The organism is Novosphingobium sp. (assembly GCF_027531025.1).
Lineage (GTDB): Bacteria > Pseudomonadota > Alphaproteobacteria > Sphingomonadales > Sphingomonadaceae > Novosphingobium.
This window is the reverse complement of the sequence record NZ_JAPZQX010000002.1, coordinates 1-16,355: the sequence shown is the minus strand read 5'-3', so window position 1 is coordinate 16,355 and position 16,355 is coordinate 1. Positions and strand designations below refer to the sequence as shown.

The 16,355-nt window shown below is 67.0% G+C and carries 20 protein-coding genes and 1 pseudogene; 13 read left to right on the top strand and 8 right to left on the bottom strand.

Annotation, left to right across the window (positions count from 1 at the left end; translation table 11 throughout):
- The first annotated feature begins 152 nt into the window (after nt 1-152).
- Nucleotides 153-731, top strand: a complete 579-nt coding sequence (ccmA, locus tag O9281_RS00575; protein ID WP_298181701.1) for a heme ABC exporter ATP-binding protein CcmA — start codon at nt 153-155, stop codon at nt 729-731.
- The gene (locus O9281_RS00570; protein ID WP_298181698.1) at nt 728-1,384 is read left to right on the top strand and encodes a heme exporter protein CcmB; all 657 of its coding nucleotides are present in this window, start codon (nt 728-730) and stop codon (nt 1,382-1,384) included. Before ccmA ends, O9281_RS00570 begins: the two co-directional genes overlap by 4 nt.
- A 196-nt stretch (nt 1,385-1,580) precedes the next feature.
- On the opposite strand, the gene map is transcribed toward O9281_RS00570, so the two are convergent.
- Nucleotides 1,581-2,408: a type I methionyl aminopeptidase gene (gene map, locus O9281_RS00565; RefSeq protein WP_298181695.1), complete on the bottom strand. Its 828-nt coding sequence runs from the start codon at nt 2,406-2,408 to the stop codon at nt 1,581-1,583.
- Nucleotides 2,409-2,460: 52 nt separating this feature from the next.
- The gene (locus O9281_RS00560) at nt 2,461-3,303 is read right to left on the bottom strand and encodes a hypothetical protein (RefSeq protein ID WP_298181693.1); all 843 of its coding nucleotides are present in this window, start codon (nt 3,301-3,303) and stop codon (nt 2,461-2,463) included.
- A 54-nt stretch (nt 3,304-3,357) separates the two neighbouring features.
- Between O9281_RS00560 and O9281_RS00555 the strand changes: the two genes are divergently transcribed.
- The 6 genes from O9281_RS00555 (at nt 3,358) to O9281_RS00530 (ending at nt 9,051) form a co-directional block, all read left to right on the top strand.
- Nucleotides 3,358-4,740 carry a M17 family metallopeptidase gene (locus tag O9281_RS00555; RefSeq protein WP_298181691.1) on the top strand — a complete coding sequence of 461 codons (1,383 nt, stop codon included), beginning with the start codon at nt 3,358-3,360 and terminating at the stop codon, nt 4,738-4,740.
- A 61-nt stretch (nt 4,741-4,801) separates the two neighbouring features.
- Nucleotides 4,802-5,149: an SH3 domain-containing protein gene (locus O9281_RS00550; RefSeq protein ID WP_298181689.1), complete on the top strand. Its 348-nt coding sequence runs from the start codon at nt 4,802-4,804 to the stop codon at nt 5,147-5,149.
- A 158-nt stretch (nt 5,150-5,307) separates the two neighbouring features.
- Nucleotides 5,308-6,231 carry an N-acetyl-gamma-glutamyl-phosphate reductase gene (gene argC, locus O9281_RS00545; protein ID WP_298181686.1) on the top strand — a complete coding sequence of 308 codons (924 nt, stop codon included), beginning with the start codon at nt 5,308-5,310 and terminating at the stop codon, nt 6,229-6,231.
- 262 nt (nt 6,232-6,493) lie between these two features.
- Entirely contained in the window at nt 6,494-6,832 is a 339-nt protein-coding gene (locus O9281_RS00540; protein WP_147088891.1) for a P-II family nitrogen regulator, read from the top strand.
- 64 nt (nt 6,833-6,896) lie between these two features.
- A complete protein-coding gene (gene glnA / locus O9281_RS00535; protein ID WP_298181680.1) occupies nt 6,897-8,306 on the top strand; it encodes a type I glutamate--ammonia ligase in 1,410 nt (469 codons plus the stop codon).
- Between the two features lie 142 nt (nt 8,307-8,448).
- Complete coding sequence (locus O9281_RS00530) at nt 8,449-9,051, top strand: lysozyme (protein WP_298181678.1); 603 nt, start codon at nt 8,449-8,451, stop codon at nt 9,049-9,051.
- On the opposite strand, the gene O9281_RS00525 is transcribed toward O9281_RS00530, so the two are convergent.
- Both O9281_RS00525 and O9281_RS00520 read right to left on the bottom strand, forming a co-directional pair.
- Nucleotides 9,048-9,683 (bottom strand): hypothetical protein, encoded by a 636-nt coding sequence (locus O9281_RS00525; protein WP_298181675.1) that lies wholly within the window; start codon nt 9,681-9,683, stop codon nt 9,048-9,050. The genes O9281_RS00530 and O9281_RS00525 overlap by 4 nt on opposite strands.
- Before the next feature lie 2 nt (nt 9,684-9,685).
- Nucleotides 9,686-9,892 carry a helix-turn-helix transcriptional regulator gene (locus tag O9281_RS00520; RefSeq protein ID WP_298181673.1) on the bottom strand — a complete coding sequence of 69 codons (207 nt, stop codon included), beginning with the start codon at nt 9,890-9,892 and terminating at the stop codon, nt 9,686-9,688.
- Between the two features lie 158 nt (nt 9,893-10,050).
- On the opposite strand from O9281_RS00520, the gene O9281_RS00515 reads away from it, so the two are divergent.
- Nucleotides 10,051-11,475 carry an aldehyde dehydrogenase family protein gene (locus tag O9281_RS00515; RefSeq protein WP_298181670.1) on the top strand — a complete coding sequence of 475 codons (1,425 nt, stop codon included), beginning with the start codon at nt 10,051-10,053 and terminating at the stop codon, nt 11,473-11,475.
- A gap of 103 nt (nt 11,476-11,578) precedes the next feature.
- Nucleotides 11,579-13,033 carry a S41 family peptidase gene (locus O9281_RS00510; protein WP_298181667.1) on the top strand — a complete coding sequence of 485 codons (1,455 nt, stop codon included), beginning with the start codon at nt 11,579-11,581 and terminating at the stop codon, nt 13,031-13,033.
- On the opposite strand, the gene O9281_RS00505 is transcribed toward O9281_RS00510, so the two are convergent.
- From O9281_RS00505 to O9281_RS00495, 3 genes are read right to left on the bottom strand one after another with little or no spacing between them, the layout of a single operon-like run.
- Complete coding sequence (locus O9281_RS00505; RefSeq protein ID WP_298181664.1) at nt 13,030-13,632, bottom strand: GNAT family N-acetyltransferase; 603 nt, start codon at nt 13,630-13,632, stop codon at nt 13,030-13,032. The genes O9281_RS00510 and O9281_RS00505 overlap by 4 nt on opposite strands.
- Nucleotides 13,632-13,991: a hypothetical protein gene (locus O9281_RS00500; RefSeq protein WP_298181661.1), complete on the bottom strand. Its 360-nt coding sequence runs from the start codon at nt 13,989-13,991 to the stop codon at nt 13,632-13,634. The genes O9281_RS00505 and O9281_RS00500 overlap by 1 nt, the downstream gene beginning before the upstream one ends.
- A gap of 20 nt (nt 13,992-14,011) precedes the next feature.
- A complete protein-coding gene (locus O9281_RS00495; protein WP_298181658.1) occupies nt 14,012-14,416 on the bottom strand; it encodes a BLUF domain-containing protein in 405 nt (134 codons plus the stop codon).
- A gap of 323 nt (nt 14,417-14,739) precedes the next feature.
- Here O9281_RS00495 and O9281_RS00490 point away from each other — a divergent pair, with 323 nt between their 5' ends.
- The 3 genes and pseudogenes from O9281_RS00490 to O9281_RS00480 all read left to right on the top strand — a co-directional run bounded on the left by O9281_RS00490 (nt 14,740) and on the right by O9281_RS00480 (nt 15,774).
- Complete coding sequence (locus tag O9281_RS00490) at nt 14,740-15,060, top strand: alkylphosphonate utilization protein (RefSeq protein ID WP_298181656.1); 321 nt, start codon at nt 14,740-14,742, stop codon at nt 15,058-15,060.
- Between the two features lie 55 nt (nt 15,061-15,115).
- Nucleotides 15,116-15,304 (top strand): hypothetical protein, encoded by a 189-nt coding sequence (locus O9281_RS00485; RefSeq protein ID WP_298181653.1) that lies wholly within the window; start codon nt 15,116-15,118, stop codon nt 15,302-15,304.
- A 14-nt stretch (nt 15,305-15,318) separates the two neighbouring features.
- Nucleotides 15,319-15,774 (top strand): annotated as a pseudogene (locus O9281_RS00480) (YaiI/YqxD family protein).
- Here O9281_RS00480 and O9281_RS00475 read toward each other — a convergent pair.
- Nucleotides 15,771-16,241 carry a nuclear transport factor 2 family protein gene (locus O9281_RS00475; protein ID WP_298181650.1) on the bottom strand — a complete coding sequence of 157 codons (471 nt, stop codon included), beginning with the start codon at nt 16,239-16,241 and terminating at the stop codon, nt 15,771-15,773. The pseudogene O9281_RS00480 and the gene O9281_RS00475 sit on opposite strands and share 4 nt — an antisense overlap.
- Nucleotides 16,242-16,355 lie beyond the last annotated feature (114 nt).

The following is a 16,355-nucleotide window of genomic DNA, read 5'->3' as shown; positions in this document are numbered from 1 at the left end:
AATTCCGTTCGCCCTGAGCCTGTCGAAGGGCTGTACAGCTTCTGCAACGCAGCATCCAGGAAAGGACGGTCCTTCGACAGGCTCAGGACGAGCGGGGTGAGTTTGTTGCCGCTCCTTGGCAGTGCCGCCGCTTTCCCCTATCGCGCGGGGTGATGCAAGAGTGCCGCCTGACTGCCCACGACCTGGCCTGCCGCCGCGGCGATCGGCTGCTGTTTCGCGGCCTTGCGCTCGATCTGATTTCTGGCGCGGCCTTGCAGGTCAAGGGCGCGAACGGCACCGGCAAGTCCAGCCTGATCCGCATCCTCGCCGGCCTGCTAGCGCCCTTTGCCGGCAGCGTGGCGCGCAGCGGGGCCATGGCCCTGCTCGATGAGCGTCCGGCGCTCGATCCCGCCCTGCCGCTGGCGAAAGCGCTGGCCTTCTGGCAGCGGCTCGATGGGCCGACGGAAAACCATGCCGCCCAGCTCGGCTTGCTGTCGCTGGCAGAGGTGCCGGTGCGCTACCTGTCCACCGGTCAGAAAAAGCGCGCGGCGCTGGCCCGGATGGCTGGGCAAGGCGCGCCGATCTGGCTGCTGGACGAGCCGCTTAACGGCCTCGATACGCGCGGGGTCGCGCTGGTCGAGGAACTGGTGGCGCAGCATTGCGCGCAAGGGGGCATCGCCCTCGTCGCTTCGCATCAGCCGATCACCCTGCCCGGCGGGGCCGCGATCGACCTTGCGGATTTTGCGGCATGAGCGTGTTCCTCTCCCTGCTGCGCCGCGACCTCGGCCTGCTGCTGGGCGGCGAGCGGCGCGGGGCGACACTGCTGCCGATCCTGTTCTTCCTGGCCGTGGCGATGCTTTATCCCTTTGCGGTCGGCCCCGATGCGCCGGTGCTGGCGCGGACCGGCGGCGGCGTGCTGTGGATCGCCGCGCTGCTCGCCGCGATCCTGCCGCTCGACCGGCTGGTGGAACCGGACATGGAACTGGGGCTGTTCGATCAACTGGCGCTGCGCGGGATCAGCGAGGAGCTGGCGATGACAGCGCGGATGGTAGCCCACTGGCTGAGCTTCGCCCCGGCGCTGCTGCTGGCCGCCCTCCCCGCCTCGGCACTGGTCGGGATCGATGCGGCAACGCTGAGGACCGTCGAGCTGGGCCTGCTGGCGGGGACGCCGGGCCTTGCGGCGCTGGGCGTGCTGGTCGCGGCGCTGACTGCCGGCCTGCGCGGCGGAGCGGCGCTGGGCGGCTTGCTGGTGATCCCGCTGGCCGTGCCGCTGCTGGTGTTTGGCGCCGGAAGCCTCGCCACGGGCGGTGAAGCAGGCCTGGCCCTAACCGCCGCGTGCAGCCTGGTGCTGGTGGCAATCACGCCCTTTGCCGCGGGCGCTGCGATCCGGAGCGGGCGGGGGTGAGAATGAAGAAGGGGTATCACGCAGAGGCGCAGAGAAGAAGGGAGAGGCGCAGAGATTACTGCTTATGCGGCAAGGCCGCTCTTAAAATCACCCATCACTGGAATAACGATCGGTAGAATATCGGAGCGGCTTCGCCGCAAACGCTATCCCTCCGCGCCTCTCCTTTCTTCTCTGCGCCTCTGCGTGAACCAAGAAATCAATAAGGCGGCTTGTCCAGCCCCCTGGGCGACTTGGTGAAGATCTCCACGCCGGTCTCGGTGATCCCGATCGAGTGTTCGAACTGGGCCGAAAGCGAGCGGTCGCGGGTCACAGCCGTCCAGCCGTCTTCCAGCACCTTCACCCCCGGCTTGCCGAGGTTGATCATCGGTTCGATCGTGAAGAACATGCCGGGCTTCAGCTCCGGCCCGGTCCCGGCGCGGCCCGCGTGGACCACTTCGGGCGCATCGTGGAACAGGCGGCCCAGGCCATGGCCGCAGAATTCGCGCACCACGCCATAGCGCTGGCGTTCGGCATGGGCCTGGATCGCGGCGCCAATATCGCCAAGGCGCGCGCCGGGGCGGCTCGCCGCCTCGATCCCCAGCATCAGGCATTCGTGCGTTACGTCAACCAGCCGCCGCGCCTTCAGCGGCACATCGCCAACCAGGTACATCCGGCTGGTATCGCCGTGCCAGCCATCCAGCAGCGGTGTGACATCGATGTTCACGATATCCCCGTCCTTCAGCACCTTGTCCGAAGGAATGCCGTGGCAGACCACGTGATTGATCGAGATGCAGCACGAATGGGTATAGCCGCGATAGCCCAGCGTCGCCGGCACCGCGCCACCATCCAGCGTCATCTGCCGGACGAGGTCGTCGAGGTGCTGGGTCGAGACCCCCGGCTGCACGTGCGGCACCAGCGCATCGAGGATTTCGGCGGCCAGCCGCCCGGCGCGGCGCATCCCCTCGAAGCCTGCGGGCCCGTGGAGCTTGATCGTGCCGTCGCGCAGGACGGCCTCGGTTCCGGTCACTACCTGGTATTGAGTCATCGCCCGGCCATATAGGCGCGCCGGTGCGAAAAAGCGAGTGGTGCAGCCGCGCTTAGCGACCGGGGGCGAAGACCGTGCGATACTGCGGCTTTACCGCCGCCATGACCGCCCGCGTGACCGGCAGGGTGATCTCGTAATCCCCTTCGGCATAGGACCCGGCTTCATAAGGCGCGATCAGCACCCCGATCCGGTCGAACTGCTGGCGATTGGATGAACCGAGGATAACGGTCGAACGCGTCGGATCGATGCATTCGTCGAACATCTCGCCGCTGTCGCTGCGCACGACCTCGCCGCGCCGGGCCGCGCGTTCGCGGTTGAGCGCGCGGCAGAAAGGCTGGCGGATCGCCTCGGCCAGAGCCGCGCTGGAAACGAACAGGTCGGTGGCCTTGAGGCTCTTGCCCGCGGTCTTGTCCCACAGCAGCGCCTGCGACCAGCGATTGGGGTGCGCTCCGCCGGTGTCGGCATAGACTGCGGCCGACAGGCTCAGCCAGCCGGGCAGTTCGGTCACCACGTCCCATTGCACCGACTTGGCATAGGGGATCGGCCGTTCACCCGCCTCGGGGCGCGGAGCGATGCGGGCCAGTTCGCGCCGCTGGCGCGCAAGATCGGCCTCCAGTTCGACCACCAGTTCCGGGATCGCCGCCGCCGCAGCCGGATAGGCATATTCGAACTCGAAGGCCCGGGTCCGCTCGGAAAGGGCCCGCGCGCTGGCGGCGGGTGACGGGGTTTCGCTGGCGGCCGCGCTGGCTGCCGCATCGGCCGTGGCTTCGGCGGCTTCGAGGAAAGTCGGCTGCTTTGCCTCGGCCTGGTCGGCCTTGTCGGGCCGGTCAGGCGCGCATCCGGCCAGCATGAGCGCGAGGAGACCAGTGGCAACAGGCATGACAAGCTGGCGCATTGTTCCGATTTTCCTCTCGCACCCGGCGCCGCTGCGCGGCTATGAGCCTTGATCATGACCGATAAGCACGCCCCGATCCAGCCCGACCGCGACCAGTCCGCCACCGCCATCCACCTGGTCGACAAGGCCGGGCTTGATGCCTTTACCAAGGGCTTGCCGGCCGTGGCCCGCGCAGCGCTGGCCGCGCAGAAGTTCACCGGCGCGCCCTTCGAACAGGCGGTATTGCCCGATGGCGATGGTATCTGCGTGGTGGCGGGCGTGGCCGATCCGGCCGAACTGGGGACCTGGTGCCTCGCCCGGCTGGGCGAAACGCTGCCGGCCGGAACCTATCGCCTGGCCAATGCCGAGCCGGGCGCTGCGCCGTTCGGCTGGGCCAGCGGGCAATACCGGTTCGATCGCTACCGCGCCGATGCGCCCGACGATGGCCCGCGCGTGCTGCTGACCAAGGCGGTCAAGGCGATCGACCCCGTGCTGGCCGAAGTGGCCGCCACCGCGCTGGTCCGCGACCTCGTCAACACCCCGGCCGAGGATATGGGCCCTGCCCAGCTTGAGGCTGAGGCCAGCCGCCTCGCCAAGACCCATAAGGCCGAAATCAAGGTCACCAGCGGCGATGCTCTCGAAACCGGCTTTCCGATGGTCCACGCGGTGGGCCGCGCCGCCAGCCGTCACCACGCCCCGCGCCTGATCGAGCTGACCTGGGGCGATCCCGCTCACCCGCGCCTGGCCGTGTTGGGCAAGGGCGTGTGCTTTGACAGCGGCGGGCTGGATATCAAGCCGTCCGCCGGGATGCTGCTGATGAAGAAGGACATGGGCGGTGCGGCCCATGCCCTGGCCCTCGCCAGCCTGATCATGCAGCACCAGCTGAAAGTGCGGCTGCACCTGCTGATCCCGGCGGTGGAGAACGCGATTTCGGGCAATGCCTTCCGCCCTGGCGACGTGCTGAAAAGCCGCGCGGGGATTTCGGTGGAGATCGGCAATACCGATGCCGAAGGCCGTCTGGTGCTGGGCGATGCCCTGACCCGCGCGGGCGAGGAAGGGGCCGAACTGGTGATCGATTTCGCCACCCTCACCGGCGCAGCGCGCGTGGCCGTTGGGCCGGACCTCCCCGCCCTGTTCACCCGCCGCGACGAGACCGCCGCCGAACTCCTCGCCGCGGGCGAAGCGGCCAGCGATCCGTGCTGGCGCCTGCCGCTTTACGATGGCTACCGCGAGTACCTCAAAAGCGACATCGCCGATCTCAACAACTCCGCCAGCAATGGCTTTGCCGGGGCCTCGGTCGGCGCGCTGTTCCTCGACCGGTTCGTGCCCGAAGGCGTCGACTGGGCCCACTTCGACACCTTCGCCTGGCGCCCCGCCCCCAAGCCCGGCCGCCCCAAGGGTGGCGACGCGCTGGGCCTGCGCGCGGCCTGGGGGATGTTGAAGGGGCGCTATGGATAACTTGCTCCACGGCGCATCCGGCGCTAATCGCCCGGTCTTCCAGTTTTCGGGGCAGCAACCTTTGACCGTAACCGCCATTCCAGAGGGCCAGTATGGCCTCAACGGCCCGGCCGAAAAGCTTGATGCCGCGCATTGGCCGGTGCGCGGTGACCTGGCGCATATCCGCCTCGCGGGCCGCTGCTTCGTGCCGCATTATGCCGTGCCGATGCCGCGCAAGGTGGTGGCCGCGGGTGCCAATCTGCTGGCCGCCAACAAGGCCGATGCCGAAGTGCGCGAGGCGCTGGCGGGCGGAACCATGTTCAACTTGCTCGACGTGACCGGCGGCTGGGCCTGGGGCCAGGTCGGCGAGGATGGCTTTGTCGGCTACCTGCCGGTCGAGGCGCTCGAAGCAGACGAACGACGAAGCTGAACCATCCCCGTTCCCGTTCGTGCTGAGCTTGTCGAAGCACCGCTTTTTACTTCGGGACCGGGCTCTGCGCCGCCAGTACAAGGGCGGTCCTTCGACAAGCTCAGGACAAACGGAGTTTGGGAAGGCAGAGTCTGGCTCGAACCTTCAGGTTATTACACATGGCCCACACAGTGTTCATCGACGGGGCGGTTGGCACCACCGGCCTCGAAATCGTCGATCGGCTGTCCCCGCGCCCCGAATTCGACCTGCTGATCCTCGATGACGACGCGCGCAAGGATCTTGGCGCGCGGCGCAATGCCTATCACAGCGCCGACTTTGCCGTGCTGTGCCTGCCCGACGATGCCGCGCGCGAAGCGGTCGCCCTGGCCGAAGGATCGGCCGTGCGGATCATCGATGCCTCCAGCGCGCACCGCGTCGCTTCGGGCTGGACTTATGGCTTTCCGGAACTGACCGGGCGCGCGGCGATTGCCGATGCAACGCGGGTTAGCAATCCCGGCTGCTATCCCACCGGCTTCCTGGCGCTGGTCGCCCCGCTGGTCCGCGCCGGGCTGCTGCCGGCCGACTGGCCCTATACCGTCAATGCTGTGTCCGGTTACTCGGGCGGCGGCAAGGCGCTGATCCAGCGGTTCGAGGACGATGGCGATATCGCGTTCCGCGCCTATGGCCTGGGCATGGGGCACAAGCACGTGCCCGAGATGCAGCGCTATGCCACCCTCGCCCATCCGCCGCTGTTCGCCCCCGCGGTGATCGACGCGCACCGGGGCATGGTGGTCGAAGTGCTCCTGCCGCTGAGCGTGATGCCGATGGCCGGATCGCCTGAAGTGCTGCGGCTCGCGCTGGTCGAATTCTACGCCGGCAGCAAGGTGGTGACCGTGCACGACGAGCCGCAGGACGAACTGCTGCTGCGCCGCTCGATGCAGCCCAGCGACCGCCTCGACCTGTGGGTGTTCGGGGCGAAGGACGGATCGCAGGCGCGGCTCGTCGCCCGGCTCGACAACCTCGGCAAGGGTGCCAGCGGGGCGGCGGTGCAGAGCCTGAACCTGATGGCCGGGCTGGACGAGACGGCGGGCCTCAACCTCTAGGTCTGCTTAAAATTTGAGCAGCCTCTGCTGAAAAATCAGGCAAGTCGTTTGCTGCCCGCGCTTCCCGAAAATTTCACGCGAACGACTCGCAAGATTCAATTGTTGCGATTCCGCACTTTCGCACCGCGCAGCCATGGCCTAGGCCGGGTTCATCGAGGCTGGCACGATTCTTGATAGATCGGGCGGGCGATGAAGGAACGTCCGGATCGGACCCAAGGCAACACGGGCCGGTACCGGCGCAGCGCGCAGGGGAAATGAAGACGTGAAAAAGATCGAGGCTATCATCAAGCCCTTCAAGCTGGATGAGGTGAAGGAAGCGCTGCACGAAGTGGGCGTATCCGGCATCACCGTAACCGAGGCCAAGGGCTTTGGTCGGCAGAAGGGCCATACCGAACTCTATCGCGGCGCCGAATATGTCGTCGATTTCCTGCCCAAGGTGAAGCTTGAGGTGGTGGTTAGCGACGACCTGGCCGACCGCACGGTCGAAGCGATTGCCGCTGCCGCGCAGACCGGCCGGATCGGTGACGGCAAGATCTTTGTCTACGCCGTCGAAAAGGCGATCCGCATCCGCACCGGCGAGCGTGACAACGACGCCATCTGATCCAATCGAGTTACCCGAAATCCCGCCCACGGTCGCAGGCCGGGGTCATCAAAAAGGAAGACCAATGAGCAAGGCAAAGGACATCATCAAGCGGATCAAGGAAGAAGAGATCGAGTGGGTCGATCTGCGCTTCACCGATCCGAAGGGCAAGTGGCAGCACCTCACCATGTGCGCGCACGTGATGGGCGAGGACGAGCTGGAAGACGGCCTGATGTTCGACGGTTCGTCGATCGAAGGCTGGAAGGCCATCAACGAATCCGACATGATCCTGAAGCCGGACCTGGATTCGGTCTTCATCGATCCGTTCAGCGCCACCCCGATGATGATCATCACCTGCGACATCGTCGAGCCGTCGACCGGCGACCTCTATGGCCGCGACCCGCGTTCGACCGCCAAGCGCGCCGAAAGCTATCTCAAGACCACCGGCATCGGTGACACCGTCTATGTTGGCCCGGAAGCCGAGTTCTTCCTGTTCGACGACGTGCGCTTCTATGATGGCTACAACGGCAACGGCTTCAGCATCGACGATATCGAGCTGCCGACCAATTCGAACAAGGAATACGAAGGCGGCAACCTGGCGCACCGTCCGCGGGCCAAGGGTGGCTACTTCCCGGTCGCTCCGGTCGACTCCTGCGTCGACATCCGTGGCGAAATGGTTTCGACCATGCTCGAAATGGGCCTGCCGTGCGACAAGCACCACCACGAAGTGGCAAGCGCCCAGCACGAACTGGGCCTGACCTTCGGCACCCTGGTGCAGACCGCCGACCGCATGCAGGTCTACAAGTATGTCGTGCAGCAGGTCGCCCAGGCCTATGGCAAGACCGCGACCTTCATGCCCAAGCCGATCAAGACCGATAACGGCTCGGGGATGCACACCCACATCTCGATCTGGGATAGCGGCAAGCCGCTGTTCGCCGGGAACGGCTATGCCGGCCTGTCGGACCTGTGCCTCTACTTCATCGGCGGCGTGATCAAGCACGCCAAGGCATTGAACGCCTTCACCAACCCGACCACCAACAGCTACAAGCGCCTGGTGCCGGGTTACGAAGCCCCGGTGCTGCTGGCCTATTCGGCCCGCAACCGCTCGGCCTCGTGCCGCATCCCCTATGGCGCCGGTGACAAGGCCAAGCGCGTGGAATTCCGCTTCCCCGACGCGATGGCCAACCCCTACCTGTGCTATTCGGCGCTGCTGATGGCCGGCCTTGACGGGATCAAGAACAAGATCCACCCGGGCGAAGCCATGGACAAGAACCTCTATGATCTGCCCCCGGCCGAACTGGCCCAGGTGCCGACCGTGTGCGGTTCGCTGCGCGAAGCCCTCGAATGCCTCGAAGCCGATCACGACTTCCTGCTGCAGGGCGGCGTCTTCACCAAGGACCAGATCGATGCCTATATCGAACTGAAGTGGCCGGAAGTGATGCGTTGGGAGACCACCCCGTCGCCGGTCGAGTTCGACATGTACTACAGCGCCTGATCCAGCCGCTGGATTGATTCACCGAGGGGGCGTCCGGAGCGATCCGGGCGCCCTTTCGCTTTGGCGCTGAACACAAAGCATTTTCCTACTGCCCAGGTTCGTGCCTATTCGCTTGGCCTCACTGCAAACGGAGGCAACAACGATGGATCGCAAGGCAATTTTCGACGCTGTTTGGCGGATGCTGGGCCGCGGCTTCACCAGGGCCGAAGTGGCCAGTCTGGACCAGGCCATAAATCTCGCCTTGGACAGTGGTCCATGTGGTCCACAACGGATCGGCCCGGCCGGGATCGCGCTGATCAAGCAGTTCGAGGGCTGCGCCCGAAAGCGCCCGGATGGCCGGTTCGAAGCCTATCCCGATCCCGGCACGGGCGGCGATCCCTGGACCATCGGCTGGGGCGCGACCGGAGCCTGTCATGTTACCGGTGGGCGCATCGCCCCCGGCACGATCTGGACCCAGGCCGAATGCGATGCCCGGCTGGAAACGGACCTCGCCCGCTATGCCGCCGACGTGGCCCGCGCGCTGGGCGATTGCCCGACCAGCCAGCACCAGTTCGATGCCCTGGTCAGCTTCCACTACAATACCGGGGCGATTGCCCGTGCCACGCTAACGAAATTGCATAAGGCGGGCGACCATGCCGGGGCAGCGGCGGAGTTCGGCAAATGGGTCAACGCCGGTGGTCGCCGCCTGGCCGGGCTGGTCCGCCGCCGCGAGGCCGAGGCGGCGCTTTATCATCGCCGCGGTTAAGCAGGGTGCAACATCCCGCGCCGACCGGCGACGAGAAAGGTGCTGGCCAGGGTGGTTGCCAGCAGCAGCGCGACGACGCCCAACGGATCAAGCGGAGCGCCCCAGCCGAATTCCGCCAGCAAGGCCCAGCCGATCAGGACGATGGCCAGCACTGCCACCGAGATCGACGAAGCTTCGGCCGAGACCGCGCGGGTCAATTCATCGTAACGCCGCCATTGCAGCAGGGTAATCGCGCCCGCGATGAACAATGCGGTAATCAGGCTGGCGGCGGCCACGATCGGCGGTATCGCGGCATTGACTGCCGCTATTGCCACCAGCAGAGCGCTGCCACCGAGAGCGACGAACGCCACCGCACTGCCCAGGAGCACAGCGCGCTGATCCTCGATTTCCTCGGCATCAGCAACGTTGAGCACCTTCGCCCCGACCCCGGAGTTGAGCGAACCCAGCCCCACAAACAGGCCGATCAGCAGATAGATCAGGGCCACGGCCAGCAGGGCCAGCGCGCCGGGCTCCCGGGCCACGCCATCCATCAGGCTGCTTTCCAGAACGAGGTAGACCGAGACGAAGCCCACCAACCCGCCAATTGCGGCCTGCAGCGCCATCTTGCCAAGTTGCTTGCGCGATTGGGTCATGATCAGTTCTCCGGTTCCCAGCGGTCGATGAAGATTTCCGGCACCGCGCAGCCAAACAGCCTGGCCATGCGCAGCGCCAGCGGCAGGCTGGGATCGTACTTGTCGGTTTCCACCGCGTTGATCGTCTGGCGCGAAACGCCCAGCCGCCGGGCCAGTTCGCCCTGGCTCCAGCCAGCCGCCTCGCGCAGTTCGCGCAATCGGTTTTCCAACGGTCGCACTCCTTGCCTGTCAAGAGTTCTTTACAAACGAGTCGCGCGCCCTGTCAAGAGCTCTTTACAAGCCAGCGCAGTACGATTGGCGCTTGAATTATCGCCCGCAGGGTCCGACATAGTGTGCGTTTAATCGATCCATTAAGGGAGATTCGAGGATGCGCGAGCGGCTGCAACACTACATCGACGGCAAGTGGGTAGACAGCGAAGGCGGTACCCGGCGCGAGGTGATCAATCCGGCCACCGAAGAGCCCTGCTGCGTCATATCGGTCGGCACGGCGGCGGATGTCGACAAGGCCGTCAAGGCCGCCCGCCGCGCCTTCAAGACCTATAGCCAGACCACCCGCGAAGAGCGCCTGGCGCTGCTCAACCGGATCGTCGAGGAGTACAAGAAGCGCGCCGGTGACCTCGCCGTCGCCATGGCCGAGGAAATGGGCGCGCCCGTGTCCTTTGCCGGCACGGCCCAGGTCGGCGCGGGGATCGGCGGCTTCCTCTCGACCATCGCCGCGCTCAAGGACTTCAACTTCATGGAAGACGGTCCGGGCTACAAGGTGGCCTATGAGCCGATCGGCGTGGTCGGCATGATCACCCCGTGGAACTGGCCGCTCAACCAGATCGCGCTGAAGGTGGCCCCGGCACTCGCCGCCGGCAACACCATGGTGCTGAAGCCCTCGGAAGAGTGCCCGACCAATGCGGCGATCTTTGCCGAGATCCTGGACGCTGCCGGCGTGCCGCCGGGCGTGTTCAACCTGGTCCAGGGCGATGGCCCGACCACCGGCAATGCGATCTCCAGCCACCCGGACATCGAAATGGTCAGCTTCACCGGCTCGACCCGCGCAGGGATCGCCGTGGCGATCGCCGCCGCGCCGACCGTCAAGCGCGTCCACCAGGAACTGGGCGGCAAGAGCCCCAACCTGGTCCTGCCCGATGCCGATTTCGCCACCCAGCTGGCCCCGGTCGCCATGGGCCCGCTGGTCAACACCGGCCAGTCGTGCATTTCGCCGACCAAGGTGCTGGTGGCCAAGGACCGCGAGGCCGAAGCCGTCGCCTTCTACAAGAACATGTACTCGCACACCCCGGTCGGCGATCCGATGGCCGAAGGCAATCACCTCGGCCCGCTGGTCAACAAGGCGCAGTATGACAAGGTGCGCGACCTGATCCAGTCGGCGATCGACGAAGGCGCCAAGCTGGAAACCGGCGGCACCGACCTGCCCGCCGGGGTCAACCGCGGCTATTTTGTCCAGCCGACCGTCTTCTCGGGCGTGACCCCGGACATGCGCATCGCCAACGAGGAAATCTTCGGTCCGGTCGCCACGATCATGACCTATGACAGCCTCGACCAGGGGATCGACCTGGCCAATGCCACCGAATATGGCTTGTCCGCCGCGATCACCGGCGATCCGGCCAAGGCGGCGGAAGTGGCTGGCAAGCTGCGCGCCGGCATGGTCGCGATCAACAACTGGGGCCCCACCCCGGGCGCGCCGTTCGGCGGCTACAAGCAGTCCGGCAACGGCCGCGAAGGTGGCCTCGCCGGCCTGAAGGACTTCATGGAAATGAAGGCGATCTCTGGCCTGCCGGCCTGATCGCTGCCCACATTTCTGTGACTTCGCAAAGCCCTCCCCTTGTGGGAGGGCTTTGTCGTAGGGCAGCATTGCTGACTCCGGACTGGCCACAAGAGGCCGCATGATGAACCGCCGCCTCTTCCTGTCCGCCACCGCGCTTTCGGGCGCTGCCCTGGCCGCCCCAGCCGTGCTCCACGCCAAGCGCACCGAATCCGGCGATATCCGCTTGCTGGGCGAGATTCTGCGCACCCTGCACCCCGGCCTGCACCGCTACTTGAGCCCCTATCGGTTCGAAACCGCGCTCGATCGGCTGGACAGCGCCTGGCAAGGCGGCGCCAGCCTGGAGACGCGCTTCCTGGCGCTCACCCGGTTCCTGGCGCAAATCCGTTGCGGCCACACCTATCCCAGCTTCTACAATCAGCGGCGGGCCGCGGCGGACCGGCTGTTCACCCGCCAGGATCGCCTACCCTTCGCCTTCCGCTGGATCGGCGATGACATGGTGGTGACACAGTACCAGGGCGATGGCGCCGAACTGCCACCGGGTTCGATCGTCAAGGCGATCGACGGCGTGCCGGTGCGCCAGATCCTCGAAGCCCTGCTACCGCTGGTCCGCGCCGACGGCGGCAACGACGGCAAGCGCCGCGCGCTGCTGTCCACCACCGGGACGGATGCGATCGAGACCTTCGACGTGCTCTATGGCCTGATCTACGGCGCACCCCGGTCCGGCCGGTTCGTGGTCCGCTACCGCGCCCCCGGCGCGGCCAGCGATGCCCTGATCGACCTGCCGCCGATCGACCTGGCGCACCGCAAGAGGTTCATCCGCGCGCTCGATCCGCGCAGCAATGAGCCGCTCTGGCAATGGACCATGGACCAGGCCGGGATCGCCACGCTGACCATGCCGGGCTGGGCGGTCTACAACAGCAAGTGGGACTGGCAGACCTGGCTCAACGACCGGCTCGACAGCCTGAAGGGTGCCAAGGGCCTGATCGTCGACCTGCGCGAGAACGAGGGCGGCAACGACTGCGGCGACCTGATCCTGGCACGGCTCAGCGGGCAAGACATCGTCCGCCCGCGGGTCGAGCGGCTGGTGCGCTATCGTCAGACCCCCAAGGCGCTCGATCCCTATCTCGACACCTGGGATGACAGCTTCCGCAACTGGGGCGACCAGGCCGTGCCCCATTCGGACCGGTTCTTCCGCCTGATCCGCCAGGACGATGCCGGGGTCATCGCCGCGAAGGGACCGCAGCTGCGCGTGCCGATGACAGTGCTGACCAGCGCCCAGAACAGTTCGGCCACGTTCCAGTTCGCCAGCCTGGTCAGGTTCACCGGACTTGGCACCCTGGTGGGCGGGACCACCGGCGGCAACCGGCGCGGGATCAACGGCGGGGCGTTCTTCTTTGTCCGCCTGCCCGAAAGCGGGATCGAATTCGACCTGCCGCTGATCGGCCATTACCCCGAGGGCCGCGAGCCCGATGCCGGGCTGGTGCCCGACGTTCCCGTGATGACCAGTGCCGCCGATATTGCCGCCGGACGCGATCCGGCGCTGGACCGGGCACGGGCGCTGCTGCTGCGGGCCTAGCCGCCGCCGGGGTGCGACATCGACCAGAAGTGCGGCCCGCCCGCCGCCGGCACATCCCATTCCTCGTGCACGGCAAAGCCCAGCCGCAGGTAGATTCCGACATTGCTCTCGGTCGCCGTCTCCAGCAGCGCGGGCTTGCCCGCCGCCGTGGCCTCGGCCAGCCCGGCGCGGATCGCGAGGCCGCCCAGCCCCTGGCCCTGGCAATCGGGCCGCACCCCGGCATAGCGCAGGTAATACCAGTCCTCACCCTTGGCGAGGTGCGCGCCGATCGCGTCCCCCACGGTCGAGGCGCGCAGAATCCGCCGCCCGAAGATCCGCAGCAGCCGCAGCACTTCGGCCGGCCACAGCGGATCGTGATGATGCACCTTGCCCGGCAGCCGCCACAGCGTCACCGCCTCGCAGCCCGGCGTGCCTAGGGCGATGCCGTGGCGCTGGTGATCGTCCCACAGCCAGGCGAACATTCGCTGCAGGCGCCGTGCCCGCTCGGCGGCATCGGGGATGATCCAGCTGACCGCCGGATCGGTCTGGAACGCAGCGGCCAGCGTTGTGATCGCGGCGTCGCGATGCTGCGGCCCGAGGCGAATGATCGTGCGGTCCATCAGCGACCCCCCCGAGCTGGCCCAAGCAGCAGGGCAAGGAAGGCGGCGGTAAAGACCAGGTCGCCCGCCAGCACCGGTCCAGTCCCCGGCGCTGCCGTCCCGCTCGCCACGGAGGGGGCCAGAAGCACCACCAGCCCCAGCTTGCCCGCCACCCCGGCCCAAAGCGCCGGGGCCAGCCGCACCGGATCGCGCGCCACCAGGGCATAGAGCAGTCCGAATCCGGCCACCAGCACGGCGCTGATCTTCGCTTCGGCGGCCAACTGGCCATCGATCAGCACCGGCAGGCTGACCAGCCAGTTATAGGCCGCCGCGCCCCACAGCATCCATTTCCAGCCGCGCCCCGGATTGCCTTTACTCATCATCGCTCCCTCGCCCCCGCTCAGGCCGCGACCCGCGGCAACGAGGCAAAGCTGGTGAAGATCACCCGGCTGTCAGCGGCAAAGTTCACCGGCAGGCTGGCGGCGAGGCGCGTGGCCGATCCGGCCCCTTCCAGCGGGGTCAGGAAGGCGCGCATGGTCCAGTCCGGGCATTCGCGCGCCGGGCGGCTGTCCCGCCGGATCACCACCAGGCCGGAATGGCGCGGATCGGCGGAAATGCGCGCCAGCGTATCGTCCACCGCCGCTGCCTCGCCCTCCAGCAATTGCATGAAATGGGTGCCGTTGTAGGCCAGCATCCCGGTCATGCCATTGGCGGCGTTGATCGCGGCGGCGCGCTCGGTCAGAGCCTCCAGCTCGGCCGTGCGAAACCCGGGCGCAACAGTACTCACGTAAATCAGTGACAGCATTCAGGATCTCCTCCCCCCGGAGCATCCCGCTTGCGACTCCGCCTCAGGACCTTGGCAGACCAGCAGAATATCCGCCCCCGCGCAAGGGCCGCGCCGACAGGGCGTGGACCACATGGACCACTGTCCTGGTCCAAAAAAGTCGCCTGCCCGCATGGCCCCGTCAGGCGGTGTGGCAGCGCCAGCAAAGGCAAGGGTTCGGGCGCGGTCATCCCCCGCTTAGGCCATGCGCCGGGGGGAGTAGGAAAGCGCTTTTCCGCGTCCCCCCCAGCACCCACTCGCCAAAGCGCGCGCCGCCTGCCATGGCCGGGTGCAGGAGGTGGCACATGGCCGGTGATGACGAGGACTATGTCTATGACGAGGACAGCGGCGAATGGCTGCCCGCCTCGGAACTGGCTGCCCAGAGAGCCTTGGCGCGCGCCGCCGAAACCGCCGTCGAAGTGCGCGATGCCGTGGGCAACCTGCTGGCCGATGGTGACAGCGTCACCCTGATCAAGGACCTGACCGTCAAGGGCGCGGGCCAGACGCTGAAGCAGGGCACCGTCATCCCCGCGATCCGCCTGACCGGGGACGCGCAGGAAATCGACTGCAAGTACCCCGGCATCAAGGGCCTGGTCCTGCGCGCGGAATTCGTCCGCAAGCGCTGATCCGGCCCGGCCTGACCTGGCCCGTTCTGGCCCGGCGCGAATTCGTGCCGGGTTTATGCCGGTTCCGGGCTATGGTGGCGGGCGGGCACTCGGCCTGCTGAAGGAACGTGTCATGGCCAAGGGCCAGAAGAAATCGAACCGCGAAGTGCGCAAGCCCAAGGCGGAAAAGCCGCCCAAGCAGAACGCGTCCAAACCCAGCCTCAAGCCGGGCGTCCTCGCCGGGCTGGAACACATGAAGCGCTAACCCCGCCCGCCGCCATGAACCCACCGCGCATCCTGGTCGATGCCGATGCCTGCCCGGTGAAGGAAGAGATCTACAAGGTCGCCTTCCGCCGGCAGGTGCCGGTCACGGTGGTCAGCAACATGCGGCTGCGCGTGCCCGATCACCCGCTGATCGCGCGGGTGACCGTGACCGACGGCTTCGAGGCCGCCGATGACTGGATTGCCGAGGCCGCCGATCCCCGCGCCGTGGTGATCACCGCCGATATCCTGCTGGCCGATCGCTGCCTGAAGGCCGGGGCCAGCGTGATCGCCCCCACCGGCAAGCCCTTTACCCACGCCTCGATCGGCGGCGCGATCGCCACGCGGGCGATCATGGCCGATCTGCGCGCCGGCGGCGATGCCATCGGCGGCCCGCCCCCCTTCTAGAAGACCGACCGTTCGCGCTTCCTGCAAGCGCTGGACGAGGCCTTGGCGCGGCTGGCGCGGGGTTAGGGCGTTACCGCCGCGCGCGGCTTGGGGTACCACAGGGCATTGACGATCACCCAGCGTTCCTGCCCCTTGGCGCCGAACCGGCCGAGGTGGAAGAAATCGACGAACCACGGCGTTTCGGCGCGGGCGACGGCGGCGTTGCCGGCCACGTCGAGCACTTCGCAAGAGCGGTTCCATTCGGCGAGCGGGGTCTTGAGCGCGCCCTGACGGGTCAGCTCGACCAGTTCTTCCTTGCTCATCCGGCGCAGGCCCAGCTTCTCGTCCGCCGTTTCGCCCAGCACGGCCCGCTTGGCGAGGTCCGGGTGGAGCGAGCGCGCCACCCGCGCCGGATCGCCTTCCAGCTGCCCGTCGACATAGTCGAAACAGGTCGCCTCGATCGCCGCCAGCGTGGCGGGCGTAGTGGGGACCAGTGTGGGCTTGCCCGGTGGCAGGGTTTCGGCCGCTGCTCTGCCACCTGAAAACTGGACCATTCGCGGCTAGAGTTTTCCGCTGTAGACATCCTTGGCTGGGCGAGGAGTTTTGGCGTGAAGGCATCGAAGTTCACGGACGCGCAGAAAGCGTTCGTCATCAAGCAGGGCGAGGAA